Raw genomic sequence first — 13333 nt, 5'->3', positions numbered from 1 at the left:
AGAGGCTGCGGGGGCAGTTTGGCGGGTGGCCGATGCCGGAGGCTAGGCCGTGGTTGCGACCGTCCGTGCGCCCTCTTCCTTCGGCGCCATCTCGCCGTGGCCGGCGATCATGGTCTGTTCGTCGAAGGGCAGTTCGCCGGAGAGGACCCTGCCTACCTGGCCGCCGTCGATCTCCTTGACCCACGTGCCGATCAGGATGGTGGCGACGGCGTTGCCGGTGAAGTTGGTCAGGGCGCGGGCCTCGGACATGAACCGGTCGATGCCGACGATCATGCCCACGCCGCCCAGCAGTTCGGGCTTGTGCGCCTGCAGGCCGGCGGCAAGGGTGGCAAGTCCGGCGCCGGTGACGCCGGCAGCACCCTTGGAGGCGATAATCATGAAGATCAGCAGCGAGATCTGGGCGCCGAGGTCCAGCGGGGTGCCCATGGCGTTGGCCACGAAAAGGGATGCCATGGTCAGGTAGATGGCCGTGCCGTCAAGGTTGAAGGAGTAGCCGGTGGGAACCGTGACGCCGACGACGGGCTTGGAGACGCCGAGGTGTTCCATCTTCGCGATCAGGCGGGGCAGCGCGGCTTCGGAGGAGGAGGTGGAGAAGATGAGCAGGTATTCGCGGGCCAGGTACCTCATCAGCTTGAAAATGTTGACTCCCGACACCACCTGGAGCAGTCCGCCGAGGATGACCACGATGAACAGTGCGCACGTGATGTAGAAGGCGATCATCAGGGTGAACATGCTGACGATTGCCTGGAAGCCGGTGGCCCCGACGACGGCGGCGATGGCACCGAAGGCGCCTACCGGGGCCAGCCACATGATCATGATGAGGATGCGGAATACGAGCGCCTGGCCGTGGCTGACGGCTTTGAGGATGGGAGCGCCCTGGGGGCCCATCTTCTGCAGTGCGAAGCCGACGAGGATGGCTGCCAGCAGCGTGGGCAGGACGGGGACGTCACTGGGGATGATTCCCAGCAGGAAGTCCACAGTGCTGTCCGTCGCGGCCTTCTTGTTGGGATCGTAGGGAGCGAGCTTCAGGCCCTCGCCCGGGTGGATGATGTTGCCGACCACCAGGCCGATGGCCAGGGCGAAGGTGGACATGACCACGAAATAGCCCAGCGCCAGGCCTCCGACCTTGCCGACCGTTGCGGCTTTCGCGATGGAACCGATGCCCAGGACGATGGTGCAGAAAATGATCGGTGCGATCATCATCTTGATGAGCTTGATGAACCCGTCGCCGAGCGGCTTGAGGGATTTGCCCACCTCGGGGAAAAGCAGGCCGACAACGGCGCCCAGGATCACGGCGACGATGACAGCGATGTAGAGGTAATGCGATTTGTCCAGGCCCTTGCGCGGCGTCTTCACGCTGTCAAGCGACTCTCCTCGTTGAGAAGCCATGATGTGTCTCCTTTGGATAATCTGGTAGACGCTGCGGCACAGTCTCTGGGCTCAACACGTCCTCCGGTGTGATATCCATCATTGGGCAGGTGGTGACCCAGCTCACCGTTGCGTTCATATTGGTCGTGACACAGTAAACAGTCAGGCCGCAGGCAATGGTCCGGGAAGGTACAGATGATCCACCGCTGGAGTATCGCCCGCCGGCTGTTTGTGGCGAACCTGCTGATTGTGGTGTCGTTTATCGCGATCGTTGGTACCGCCACGTTCATCGACGCACGGGACCGCACTTACGACGAAGCGGGCCGCCGGATGACCGGCGTAGCCGCCGCGATCGCCGCCAATCCCCTGGTTCTCCAGGCTGCGGACACCACCAATCCATCTGCTCTGCTGCAGCCCTATGCCCTTGACGTCATGGCCGGCTCGGGAGCCGATTTTGTGACCATCATGGCGCCGGACCGGACCCGCTGGACGCATCCGCGAAGCGAGGAACTGGGCAGGCCCTACATCGGCTCCATCGAGGCCGCGCTGCGCGGCGAGACTTTTACCGAGGTCACGGCGGGAACGCTGGGACCCTCGGTCCGCACCATCGCGCCGGTGAAGGATGCGGCCGGAAACGTGAGGGCGCTGGTGGCCGCGGGCGTCACCGTCCGGAGCGTGGACGTTGCCTTGTCCGGCCGGCTGCCCGCTCTCCTGGCCATCGGCCTTACCCTGCTGGTGGGCGGTTCGCTGGCTTCGTGGCTGCTGGGCCGGTACCTGCGCGGCGTCACCCGGGGCTGGGGGCCGGAGCAGCTGGCCCAGCTGTTCGCGTACTACGAATCGGTGCTGCATTCCGTGCGGGAAGGATTGATCCTGATCGACACCAGGGGCCGTGTGGTGATGTACAACGACCAGGCCGCCGAGCTGCTGGGACTGGAGGGCCCGGGCAGCAAAGATCCCACCCGGCCTCCGTCGCTGGCCGAACTGCCCCTTGATGAGGGGCTCCGGACCCTGTTCGAGTCCGGCCGCAGCGCCAACGACGAGATCATCCTCACCGGGTCCCGCATCCTGGTGGTCAATCAAGGACCCGCCAAGGGGCCCGAATCTCCCGGCAGCCGCGGCAAGACCCCCGTCTACGGAACCGTGGCCACCCTGCGGGACCGGACAGAAATTGAGGCCCTGGGCAATCAGCTGGAGACCATGCGCACCCTCTCCGACGCGCTGCGTGCACAGACACACGAGCATGCCAACCGGCTGCACACCATGGTTTCGCTCCTGGAGCTGGGCCGCACCCAGGAAGCACTCAACTTTGCCACCAAGGACCTGGAACTTAGCCAGCAGCTGACGGATGACATGGTCAGTTCCGTCGACGAGCCCATCCTGGGAGCCCTGGTGATGGGCAAGGTGGCCGAGGCCCACGAACGCGGAGTGCAGCTGGACGTTGCCGCACTCGGTTCGGCGAGCGTGGCGGGAATTGCCGTCCAGGATCTGGTCACCATCCTTGGTAACCTGCTCGACAACGCCATGGATGCTGCCGCGGAAGGTCCGCCGCCCCGGCGGGTGGAGCTCACCGTGGAATCGGATGAGGAAGGACTGGATATCACGGTCCACGATTCCGGTCCCGCCATTGATTCTGCTGCCGCTGAGAACATTTTCCGGCATGGGTTCAGCACCAAACCGGCAGGTCCGGGCGGGCGGGGCATCGGACTCGCGCTGGTCCGCCAGGCAGTGCAGCGCCTGCGGGGTACCCTGACCATCAATGGACGGCGCGGCGCCAAGTTCGAAGTGTTCCTCCCCGCAGCGGTGCCAGCAGAGAAGGAGCACAAACCGTGAGCAACATCCGGGTCCTCGTCGTCGAGGATGAGGCCATCGCAGCTGCCGCCCACGCAACCTACGTAGGACGGCTGGCAGGCTTCGAGCTCGCCGGAACGGCCCCGGACGGCCAGTCCGCCCTGCGGCTGCTCAACGAATTCGCGGCAGCGGGAAAACCGGTGGAACTTGTCCTCCTGGACATGAACCTGCCAGATCTGCACGGCCTCGACATCGCCCGCCGCATGAGGGCGTCTGGGATCCTGGCGGACATCATCGCCATCACTGCCGTCCGCGAACTGGCCATTGTCCGCAGCGCCGTGGCCATTGGCGTGGTCCAGTACCTGATTAAGCCGTTCACCTATGCAACCTTCGCCGACAAACTGGAAAGTTACCGCCAGTTCCGGCAGCAGCTGGCAGGGCCTGCAGGGGGTTCGGGAAAGGCTGGAGCTTCGCAGACAGACGTGGACCAGGCGTTCGCCAGCCTGCGCGCGCCCTCTGAATTGCCCCTGCCAAAAGGCCTCGCGGTATCAACGCTGGCTTCCGTCCAGGAGTTTATGAAGGAGCAGCAGGGTGCCGTGTCCGCCACGGAAGTCATGGACGCCCTGGGCATGTCCCGCGTTACTGCCCGCCGCTACCTGGAGTACCTCGCCGATGCAGGGACGGTGACCAGGACTGCCCGCTACGGCACGCCAGGCCGGCCCGAGAACGAATACCGCTGGGGCGGACGGTGACTGCCACTGTCGGTGGTTGACCTGTCGGAATCCCCCACCACCGCTGCCCCGCCGGGTGGTTGAGCCTGTCGAAGTCTCGGATCGCTCCCTGTATACATGGAACGTCAAAATGTGCGAGAACTCCGCCCAGTTCTCCCTTTTTCTGGCGTTTCTGTATACACTGGCTTTACCAACGAAGGGACAGCCATTGCGAGCCAGCGACCGCGCCTATACCGCGCTCCGCGATGACATCGTCCAGTGGCGGCTCCAGCCGGGCGCCTTGCTGGCCGAGGTGGAACAGGCGGAGCGGCTGGGCGTCTCACGTACGCCGCTCCGGGAGGCGCTGGGCCGCCTGACAGCAGAAGGGCTGACGACGGCGGCGGGCGGCCGCGGCGTCGTCGTCACCGGCATCTCGCTGGAGGATATCGAGGAACTCTTCGAGCTCCGCGAGACGCTGGAAAGCAAGGCTGCGGCACTCGCTGCCGAACATGGCGACGCCGGCATTTTCCGGACCCTTGAGGCAGACTTCCGGGCCGCCCCATCACTCCTTAACGGCAGCACACCCGCCCTGGAGGACTACTACCTGCTGGTGGAACGGCTGGACTCCGCCATCGACGCGGCCAGCTCCAATTCCTACCTTGCCCAGGCCATGCGCGGCCTGCGGGTCCACCTGGTCCGCATACGCCGCCTGGCAGCCGACGATGCCACCCGGCTGACAGCCGCAGCAGCCGAACACGCGGCAATCGCCGAGGCCATCGCCCTTGGCAACCCCCGCCTGGCGCAGGCAGCCACCACCCTGCATCTGCACCGCAGCCTGTCCCACATCAAAGCAACCCACACACCCCGCTAGAAGGAGCCCGATGGTCAAGGAACACCACGTCCGCGTCTACAAGAGCGAAGAGAACCTTCCCCGCGAGGACCAGCTTGCCCATAAGATCGCCACGGTTGCCGCCGACCCCGTGGAGGTGACCGCCGAGGTCACAGAGATGGTCATCAACCGGATCATCGACAACGCTTCGGTGGCGGTCGCATCACTGAACCGGGCACCGATCGTGGCGGCCCGGGCCCAGGCCTTGGCGCACGCGCCCAGCACCGGCGGGAAGGGTGCGAAGGTGTTCGGCATCGGCGAACGCGTCTCGCCCGAATGGGCTGCCTGGGCCAACGGCGTTGCAGTCCGTGAACTGGACTACCACGACACCTTCCTTGCCGCAGACTATTCCCACCCGGGTGACAACATCCCGCCGATTTTGGCTGTGGCACAGCACGTGGGCTCCACCGGCCGGGACCTGGTGCGGGCCATCGCTACCGGGTATGAGATCCAGGTGAACCTGGTGAAGGCGATCTGCCTGCACAAGCACAAGATCGACCACGTGGCCCACCTCGGCCCGTCAGCCGCGGCCGGGATCGGCACGTTGCTGGGGCTCGACGTCGAAACGATCTTCCAGTCCGTCGGGCAGGCACTGCACACCACCACCGCGACCCGGCAATCCCGCAAGGGCGAGATCTCGACCTGGAAGGCGCACGCCCCTGCGTTCGCCGGCAAGATGGCCGTGGAAGCGGCAGACCGTGCCATGCGCGGCCAGACCTCCCCGGTGCCGATCTACGAAGGCGAAGACGGCGTGATCGCCTGGCTGCTCGACGGGCCGGACGCCTCCTACATGGTTCCGCTGCCAACTCCAGGGGAGGCCAAGCGCGCCATCCTGGATACTTACACGAAGGAACACTCAGCCGAGTACCAGGCCCAGGCCTGGATCGACCTCGCCCGCAAGCTCAACCGCGAGCACCCCGAGGCAACCGACCCCGCTAACGTGAAGTCGGTGCTGATCAGGACCAGCCACCACACGCACTACGTCATCGGTTCCGGCGCCAACGATCCGCAGAAGTACTCCCCCAGCGCCTCGAGGGAGACGCTGGACCACTCCATCCCGTACATCTTCACCGTCGCTCTGCAGGACGGCGCCTGGCACCACGTGGACTCCTACTCCCCCGAACGAGCCGGCCGGCCGGACACCGTGGAACTGTGGCAGAAGGTCAGCACGGAGGAAGACCCGGAATGGACCCGCCGCTACCACTCCCTGGACATTGCAGAGAAGGCTTTCGGCGGTTCGGTGGAAATCACGCTCACCGACGGCACCGTGATTACCGATGAGATCGCCGTCGCCGACGCCCACCCGCTCGGCGCCCGCCCCTTCGGCCGGGAACAGTACATCAACAAGTTCCGCACCCTCGCCGCCGGACTGGTGGAGGAAGCCGAAATCGAAAGGTTCCTCGCCGCCGTCGAACGCCTCCCCGAACTCGCCGCAAGGGAACTGGACCAGCTGAACATCACCGCCGCCCCCGGGGTCATTGACCTCGGCGCCGCACCCAAGGGGCTCTTCTGATGCTGTACTCCAAAGTCACCCCCGAACAGAAGCGCATCCGGTTCCGCGAACTGCTGGCCGCCGGCACCATCGCCCAGTTCCCCGGGGCGTTCAACCCCCTCTCCGCCCGGCTGATCGAGGAGAAGGGCTTCGCCGGGGTGTACATTTCCGGCGCAGTCCTGGCCAATGACCTGGGTTTGCCGGACATTGGCCTGACCACCCTCACGGAGGTGGCCACGAGGGCCGGGCAGATCGCCCGCATGACCGACCTGCCCGCCATCGTCGACGCTGACACCGGTTTTGGGGAACCGATGAATGTGGCCCGCACCGTGCAGGAGATCGAAAACGCCGGCCTGGCCGGGCTGCACATCGAGGACCAGTTCAACCCCAAACGCTGCGGGCACCTCGACGGCAAAAACGTGGTGGACCTGGAGACTGCCACCAAGAGGATCCGCGCTGCCGCCGATGCCCGGCGGGACCCGAACTTCCTCATCATGGCCCGCACCGACATCCGGGCGGTGGAGGGGCTGGAAGCCGCGAAGGACCGCGTCAAAGCCCTCGTGGAAGCCGGCGCCGACGCGATCTTCCCCGAAGCCATGCGCGACCTCGCCGAATTCCAGGCCATCCGCGACGCCGTCAACGTGCCGATTCTGGCCAACATGACCGAATTCGGCAAAAGCGAGCTCTTCTCGACGAGAGAGCTGCAGGCCGTGGGCGTCAACCTGGTCATTTATCCCGTGACCCTTCTCCGTAGTGCCATGGGTGCTGCCGAGCGTACGCTGGAATCGATCAAGGCTGACGGCACGCAGGAGGCGCAGGTTGGCAGCATGCTGACCCGTGCCCGGCTATACGATCTCGTTGACTACGAAGGCTACAACCGCTTTGACAGCGGAGTGTTCAATTTCCGGGTCCCCGGGGAGTAGGGAAAACCGCGCCGGTACCGCCGGTACAACAGGCGACAGGAACGAAGGAGTTTCAGCATGGCTGAAGTGGACATCAAAAAGGGTCTTGACGGCGTCGTAGTGGATTACACGTCCGTCTCGAAGGTCAACCCGGACACCAACTCCCTGCTGTACAGGGGCTACCCCGTCCAGGAGCTGGCCGCAAGGTGCAGCTTCGAGGAGGTGGCCTACCTGCTGTGGAACGGTGAGCTGCCCAGCCAGGAGCAGCTGGCGGAGTTCATGGCGCGGGAGCGGGCCGGCCGCGCCCTGGATCCGGTGGTCAAGCAGGTCATCGATGCTCTGCCGGAGACGTCCCATCCGATGGATGTGTGCCGGACGGCGGCCTCGGTGCTGGGCGCCCGGCACCCGCTGGCCGAGGATTCCTCGCGAGAGGCCAACATGGCCAAGGCGATTGACCTGTTTGCTGCCATGCCGGCGGTGGTGGCGTACGACCAGCGGCGGCGCCACGGGCAGGGCGTTATTGAACCCCGTGACAACCTGGGCTATTCGGCCAACTTCCTGTGGATGGCCTTCGGCGAGGAACAGGTGCCCGAGGTGGTGGAGGCCTTCAACGTGTCGATGATCCTCTACGCGGAGCATTCGTTCAACGCGTCCACCTTCACCGCCCGGGTCATCACCTCTACCCTCTCGGACCTCCATTCGGCGGTCACCGGAGCCATAGGCGCGTTGAAGGGCCCACTGCACGGTGGTGCCAACGAGGCCGTCATGCACACCTTCGACGAGATCGGCATCCGGCCGCAGGAGTCACTGGAGGACGCGGCGGCGCGGGCCAAAACATGGATGGCAAACGCGCTGACGCAGAAAAAGAAGGTCATGGGGTTCGGCCACCGCGTCTACAAGCACGGCGACTCCCGCGTGCCCACCATGAAGGCCGCCCTGGACAAGATGATTGCCCACTACGGCCGGCCCGAGCTGCTGGGGCTGTACAACGGCCTGGAGACGGCCATGGAAGAAGCCAAGGCCATCAAGCCCAACCTGGACTATCCTGCCGGCCCCACCTACCACCTCATGGGGTTCGACACCGCCACGTTCACCCCCCTGTTTGTGGCCAGCCGCATCACCGGGTGGACGGCACACATCATGGAGCAGCTGGACGCCAACTCGCTGATCCGCCCGCTGAGCGAATACGTGGGCCCCGAGGAGCGGCACGTTCCCTAGGGAGGGTTTCCGGAAGCACGACGCCGGCCCGGTCACCTCACGGTGGCCGGGCCGCGACGGTTCCCTGGCACTTGTTTAGAAGAGAAGGCTTTCCGAGGAGGCCACGGCTTCGTTGTCGTTGTCCATGGTCACCACGATGTTGACCCTGCCGCCTTCCAGGACTACCGGCAGCCAGTGGTCGGCGTCCTGCCACATCCTGTCCACCGGAAGGCTGGCGGTGTCGAACCAGGCCGGAGCGATCTCGGCGCTCTCGGTGGGCTCGCCGTCCCAGCGGACGGCAGTGAACAGCCGGGTGTCCATGTCCCACTCCGGTTTGGCGGGAAACACGAAGCGCACAACGCCCGCGTCCCTCAGGTCTTCGTGCCGGAGCCCGATGTCGGCTTCCTCCCGCACCTCGCGGATCGCGGCTTCGGCCTCGCTCTCCCCCGCTTCGACGTGGCCGCCAATGCCGACGATCTTTCCGCGCCCGAATCCGGTCTTCTTCAGGCCCAGCAGCACTTGCCGGCCGGAATCCCCGTCACGGAGCAGGAAGCAGAGACTAATCCGGGCTGCAGTCATGCGCTCAAGCCTATGGCGTCTGGGGAGTTCTCAATGAAGGAGCGCCAGCGGGCGCTGAATATGCCAAGCTCTACGTGTGACTCCCGAAACTGCACCCGGGATACGGCCGGCCCGCATCTCGAACCTTGACGCCCGGCTGCCGGAGTGGCTGGTGCATAACCCTTTGTACTGGGGCTGGGCCTGGGCCGGTTTCTGGACGGTGCTCATTGTGACGGATGAATTCGTGGACCTGGCGGGCTGGACCTGGTATTTGCTGGTGGCCGCGGCTGCCCTGCCCACGCTGCTCAGCACCCTGGCCGTGCTGCATGTGACTCCACGACAGCAGGTGAAGGCCGCCCGGGAATCAGTATTGGGCCTGTTCTTCGTGCGTTTCCTGGCGCTCGTTGCGGCATTTATGGTGTGGGCCATATCGGTGGTCCTGAGTGCGTCCATCTCCACCACCATCCAAGCCCTGGCGGGTGATTCCGAGCGTGAAGTGACTGCCCTGGGGCTCAACCTGATGGCAGCCTTGTTTCCGCTGGTGGTGGCCGTCCTGTGGCTGGCGTTTGTTGGCCGTTGTGCCTGGTTCCTGCGGAGGCTTCGCGGCTGGCGGCAGACCCCTGCGCTATCGCGGGTGCCGAAATCGTTCCTCCGCGGCCGTCCGCGGCTGCGCCGGGTGGTGGTTGGCCTGGCCCATCCGGGGCTGATGTTGCTCGCGGGGATGGGCACGTCCGTGCTGGCTTTCCTGCTGGGCCCGGTGGAACTGACCCTCGAGGCGCTGCCCTAGCTGTCCCCCGGAGAAAATGCAGGCAGCCCAGGGCTGCTCCTGGCAGCCTCAGCCGAGCGCGCGCGGATGGGCCGCAGCGTAGATTTCGCGCAAGGTGTCCGCGGTGACCAGTGTGTACACCTGGGTGGTCGTCACCGAGGCGTGACCCAGCAGTTCCTGGACTACTCGAACGTCCGCGCCGCCTTCGAGCAGGTGCCTGGCGAAGGAGTGCCGGAGGGTATGCGGTGAAACGTCTTTGGTGATGTTGGCCTTTTCTGCCGCAGCCTTCAGGATGGTCCACGCACTCTGGCGGCTGATCCGGCCGCCGCGCGCATTCAGGAACAAGGCCGGCGTGCCTTTACCCTTGGCCGCCAGCAGCGGACGGCCGCGGACCAGGTAGGCGTCCAGAGCCCGGGCTCCGTAGGACCCGAGCGGCACGAGCCGTTCCTTGGAGCCCTTTCCGAAAAGGCGCACGATCGCCGGCCCGGTGTCCGCTTCCTGGAGGGAAATGTCGTCCACATCCAGGCCGACGGCCTCGCTGATGCGGGCACCGGTGGAGTAAAGGAACTCGAGCAGGGCACGGTCCCGCAGGCCGGTGGCGGTATCCGTGCCGGCCGCCTCCAGGATTCTGGTGACCTCGTCCACGCTGATGGCCTTCGGCAGCCGCTTCCCGGGCATCGGCGGATGGACGTCGCTGGCAGGGTCGGTGGGCGTGAACCCTTCCAATGCCCAGAACTTGTGCAGGCCGCGCACGGCGACCACTGTCCTCGCCGCAGACCGCACGCCCAAGGCTGTACCGCCGTCGGACCCGTCCGCCAAGGCACGCACGTACCCCGTGACGTGATGCCGGGTGATGTCTTCGGGCCGGCCGCAGCCCGCGGCCGCAAGGTAACGGGAATACCGGGCCAGGTCCCTGCGGTACGCGGCCAGGGTATTGGCAGCCAGTCCCCGTTCCACCCCCATGTGCTGGAGGTAGTCGGTGATGCCCCGCTCGACGGGCGTTGGAGCCGCCGCCGGGACGGTCACCGCCTCCCCAGCAGGCGATGGCGCTTCAGCCGGGAACACCGCCTCAGCCGGCAGTGCCGCTTCAGCCGAAGGACCAGGGGCCATCAGCGCTGGCTGTGGTGCTCGGGCCAGGGCGCATCTGCTGGCCGGAGCCCGGCAAATCCGTCAGCACGGGCAGCTGCCGCCGCAAGGATCCCGACGACGGCGGACGGGTTGTGGAGGCGGCCGGCCAGCACGGACTCCACGGCGTCATCCAGGTTGATCCAGTGGAACTCGATCTCGGCTTCTTCGTCCGTCCGCTCGTGGCGTTCGTGGTGCGGAACCTCGATGAGGTCTCGGGCCAGGTAGATCCTGATGGCCTCGCTCGAGGAACCCGGTGAATTGAAGACGTCGGCCAGGACGTTCCACGTGCCGGCGGCGAGGTCCGCCTCTTCGGCGAGTTCGCGTGCCGCGCCTGCCTGGAACTCCTCGCCCTCCACGTCCAGCAAGCCTGCCGGGATCTCCCACAGGTCCATACCCACGGGGTGCCGGTACTGCTTGAGGAGGAGGATCTCGCCGTCGTTGTTCATCGGCAGGATGGCAACGGCGCCGGGGTGGTCAATGTAATCCCTGGTGAGGGCTTCGCCGCTGTCCTGCAGCTGGAAGGTATCACTGACCACGTCCCAGATGCGGCCCTCGTAGACCTTCTCCGTGGACAAAAGATGGCGCGGGCTCGGTGCATCCGAAACCTTTACTACGTGGGTGGCTTCGTGTGTACCGGGCATCGCGCCGTCCTTTGTATCGTACGAACTACTTAGCGGCTACCGTACCGGACGGCGCGGCCTCGGCAGCACCGGCACCCTGGGTGGCGGCCGTGTCGGCGCCCGACTGGTGGTCCAGCGCCGCCTTCACCAGGCCGGCAAACAGCGGGTGCGGCCGGGTGGGGCGGGAGCTCAGCTCGGGGTGCGCCTGGGTGGCCACGTAGTACGGGTGGACCTCCGCGGGCAGCTCAACGAACTCCACGAGCTTGCCGTCCGGGGACGTGCCGGAGAAGACCAGCCCTTCGGCCGCGATCTGGTCGCGGTACTTGTTGTTGACCTCGTAGCGGTGGCGGTGGCGTTCGCTGACGGTGGTCTTGCCGTAGGTTTCGGCGATGACCGAACCGGCGTCGAGCTTTGCTTCGTACAGGCCCAGGCGCATGGTGCCGCCCAGGTCGCCGCGGCCCTCAACGAACTCCAGCTGCTCTTCCATCGTGGCGATGACGGGGTACTTGGAATCCGGCTCGAATTCGCTGGAGGACGCACCCTCCAGCCCCACCACGTTGCGGGCGTACTCGATGACCATGCACTGCAGGCCCAGGCAAAGTCCCAGGACCGGAAGCTTGCTTTCGCGGGCGAACTTCAGCGCGCCGAGCTTGCCCTCCAGCCCGCGGATGCCGAAGCCGCCGGGGACGCAGATGGCATCGACACCGTCCAGTGCCTGGATGGCTCCTTCGCGGGTTTCGCATTCGTCCGAGGGGACCCAGCGGATCTTGACCTTGGTGTCGTTGGCGAAACCGCCGGCGCGCAGGGCCTCGGTCACGGACAGGTAGGCGTCCGGCAGATCGATGTACTTGCCCACCAGCGCGATTTCCACGTGGTGCTTGGGGTTGTGGACAGCCTCCAGGAGCTTGTCCCAGCTGGTCCAGTCCACGTCCTTGAAGGGAAGGTCCAGGGCACGCACGATGTAGGAATCCAGCCCCTGGCTGTGCAGCGTCTTGGGGATGTCGTAGATGCTGGGTGCATCAGCGGCGTTCACCACGGCGTCGATGTCCACGTCGCACATGCGGCCGATCTTTTCGCGCATGGCGTCCGGCACTTCACGGTCCGAGCGGATAACGATCGCTTCGGGCTGGATGCCGATGGAGCGCAGCGCGGCGACGGAGTGCTGGGTGGGCTTGGTCTTCAGTTCCTGGGACGGCCCGATGTAGGGAACCAGGGAGACGTGCAGGAAGAAGACGTTGGTCCGGCCGATGTCCTGGCGGACCTGGCGGGCCGATTCGAGGAACGGCTGGGACTCGATATCGCCAACAGTGCCGCCGATTTCGGTGATGATGACATCGGGGGCGTTCTTGCCTTCGGCGGGCAGGCGCATGCGGCGCTTAATCTCATCGGTGATGTGCGGGATGACCTGCACGGTGTCACCCAGGTATTCGCCGCGGCGTTCCTTGGCGATGACGGTGGAGTACACCTGGCCGGTGGTCACGTTGGCCGAACCCTCAAGGTTTTCATCGAGGAAGCGTTCGTAGTGTCCGATGTCCAGGTCAGTCTCGGCGCCGTCATCCGTGACGAAGACTTCGCCGTGCTGGAAGGGGTTCATCGTGCCCGGATCCACGTTCAGGTAGGGATCGAGCTTCTGCATAGTTACAGACAGGCCGCGTGCCCGCAGCAGATGACCGAGGCTTGATGCCGTCAGTCCCTTACCGAGCGAGGACGCCACACCACCGGTTACGAAGATGTGTTTGGTCGTCTTGGACGAGCCCGGGAACCGGGAATTTATACGGGAATTTGATCGCTGCACCACGGAATTCGAGCCTATCATCAAATGAGCCTTCCACGGGTCCGGAAACTGTTCCCCAAATGATCCAGTCTGCGGGTCCGGCCGTCCGGGAAGCAAGGGCCTGCCCCTGTTTGCCAATGC

12 protein-coding genes are annotated in these 13333 nt (G+C 65.5%); 7 read left to right on the top strand and 5 right to left on the bottom strand.

Features of this window, described 5'->3' with window-relative positions; all coding sequences use genetic code 11:
* Positions 1 to 42: 42 nt before the first annotated feature.
* Complete coding sequence (locus QFZ36_RS00110) at positions 43 to 1389, bottom strand: cation:dicarboxylate symporter family transporter (protein WP_306632903.1); 1347 nt, start codon at positions 1387 to 1389, stop codon at positions 43 to 45.
* Positions 1390 to 1563: 174 nt separating this feature from the next.
* Between QFZ36_RS00110 and QFZ36_RS00105 the strand changes: the two genes are divergently transcribed.
* The 6 genes from QFZ36_RS00105 (at position 1564) to QFZ36_RS00080 (ending at position 8367) form a co-directional block, all read left to right on the top strand.
* Positions 1564 to 3198 carry a sensor histidine kinase gene (locus QFZ36_RS00105; protein ID WP_306632901.1) on the top strand — a complete coding sequence of 545 codons (1635 nt, stop codon included), beginning with the start codon at positions 1564 to 1566 and terminating at the stop codon, positions 3196 to 3198.
* Positions 3195 to 3908, top strand: a complete 714-nt coding sequence (locus QFZ36_RS00100) for a response regulator (protein WP_306632900.1) — start codon at positions 3195 to 3197, stop codon at positions 3906 to 3908. Before QFZ36_RS00105 ends, QFZ36_RS00100 begins: the two co-directional genes overlap by 4 nt.
* A 187-nt stretch (positions 3909 to 4095) precedes the next feature.
* Complete coding sequence (locus tag QFZ36_RS00095; RefSeq protein ID WP_306632898.1) at positions 4096 to 4737, top strand: GntR family transcriptional regulator; 642 nt, start codon at positions 4096 to 4098, stop codon at positions 4735 to 4737.
* A 10-nt stretch (positions 4738 to 4747) separates the two neighbouring features.
* Positions 4748 to 6268, top strand: a complete 1521-nt coding sequence (locus QFZ36_RS00090; RefSeq protein ID WP_306632896.1) for an MmgE/PrpD family protein — start codon at positions 4748 to 4750, stop codon at positions 6266 to 6268.
* Positions 6268 to 7170 (top strand): methylisocitrate lyase, encoded by a 903-nt coding sequence (gene prpB, locus QFZ36_RS00085; RefSeq protein WP_306632895.1) that lies wholly within the window; start codon positions 6268 to 6270, stop codon positions 7168 to 7170. Before QFZ36_RS00090 ends, prpB begins: the two co-directional genes overlap by 1 nt.
* A 57-nt stretch (positions 7171 to 7227) precedes the next feature.
* Entirely contained in the window at positions 7228 to 8367 is a 1140-nt protein-coding gene (locus tag QFZ36_RS00080; protein WP_306632893.1) for a bifunctional 2-methylcitrate synthase/citrate synthase, read from the top strand.
* Between the two features lie 75 nt (positions 8368 to 8442).
* On the opposite strand, the gene QFZ36_RS00075 is transcribed toward QFZ36_RS00080, so the two are convergent.
* Positions 8443 to 8925 (bottom strand): 8-oxo-dGTP diphosphatase, encoded by a 483-nt coding sequence (locus QFZ36_RS00075; protein ID WP_306632890.1) that lies wholly within the window; start codon positions 8923 to 8925, stop codon positions 8443 to 8445.
* Positions 8926 to 9001: 76 nt separating this feature from the next.
* On the opposite strand from QFZ36_RS00075, the gene QFZ36_RS00070 reads away from it, so the two are divergent.
* The gene (locus QFZ36_RS00070) at positions 9002 to 9691 is read left to right on the top strand and encodes a hypothetical protein (protein ID WP_306632888.1); all 690 of its coding nucleotides are present in this window, start codon (positions 9002 to 9004) and stop codon (positions 9689 to 9691) included.
* 48 nt (positions 9692 to 9739) lie between these two features.
* Here QFZ36_RS00070 and xerD read toward each other — a convergent pair whose 3' ends face one another.
* The 3 genes from xerD to QFZ36_RS00055 are packed head-to-tail and all read right to left on the bottom strand — an operon-like array spanning position 9740 to position 13234.
* On the bottom strand, positions 9740 to 10780 hold the full coding sequence (xerD, locus tag QFZ36_RS00065) for a site-specific tyrosine recombinase XerD (protein ID WP_306632886.1): 1041 nt from the start codon (positions 10778 to 10780) through the stop codon (positions 9740 to 9742).
* Positions 10780 to 11439: an NUDIX domain-containing protein gene (locus tag QFZ36_RS00060; RefSeq protein WP_306632884.1), complete on the bottom strand. Its 660-nt coding sequence runs from the start codon at positions 11437 to 11439 to the stop codon at positions 10780 to 10782. The genes xerD and QFZ36_RS00060 overlap by 1 nt, the downstream gene beginning before the upstream one ends.
* Before the next feature lie 25 nt (positions 11440 to 11464).
* The gene (locus QFZ36_RS00055) at positions 11465 to 13234 is read right to left on the bottom strand and encodes a CTP synthase (RefSeq protein ID WP_306632882.1); all 1770 of its coding nucleotides are present in this window, start codon (positions 13232 to 13234) and stop codon (positions 11465 to 11467) included.
* Between the last annotated feature and the right edge of the window lie 99 nt (positions 13235 to 13333).

Origin of the sequence: Pseudarthrobacter siccitolerans, assembly GCF_030823375.1 — a bacterium.
GTDB classification, from domain to species: Bacteria; Actinomycetota; Actinomycetes; order Actinomycetales; family Micrococcaceae; genus Arthrobacter; species Arthrobacter siccitolerans_A.
This window is presented reverse-complemented; position numbering and strand designations above follow the sequence as displayed.

Bases quoted from the DNA above. Each gene is read 5' to 3' on its own strand.
- QFZ36_RS00110 (WP_306632903.1), bottom strand. From the start codon at position 1,389: ATGGCTTCTCAACGAGGAGAGTCGCTTGACAGCGTGAAGACGCCGCGC.
- QFZ36_RS00105 (WP_306632901.1), top strand. From the start codon at position 1,564: ATGATCCACCGCTGGAGTATCGCCCGCCGGCTGTTTGTGGCGAACCTG.
- QFZ36_RS00090 (WP_306632896.1), top strand. From the start codon at position 4,748: ATGGTCAAGGAACACCACGTCCGCGTCTACAAGAGCGAAGAGAACCTT.
- prpB (WP_306632895.1), top strand. From the start codon at position 6,268: ATGCTGTACTCCAAAGTCACCCCCGAACAGAAGCGCATCCGGTTCCGC.
- QFZ36_RS00080 (WP_306632893.1), top strand. From the start codon at position 7,228: ATGGCTGAAGTGGACATCAAAAAGGGTCTTGACGGCGTCGTAGTGGAT.
- QFZ36_RS00075 (WP_306632890.1), bottom strand. From the start codon at position 8,925: ATGACTGCAGCCCGGATTAGTCTCTGCTTCCTGCTCCGTGACGGGGAT.
- xerD (WP_306632886.1), bottom strand. From the start codon at position 10,780: ATGGCCCCTGGTCCTTCGGCTGAAGCGGCACTGCCGGCTGAGGCGGTG.
- QFZ36_RS00060 (WP_306632884.1), bottom strand. From the start codon at position 11,439: ATGCCCGGTACACACGAAGCCACCCACGTAGTAAAGGTTTCGGATGCA.
- QFZ36_RS00055 (WP_306632882.1), bottom strand. From the start codon at position 13,234: ATGATAGGCTCGAATTCCGTGGTGCAGCGATCAAATTCCCGTATAAAT.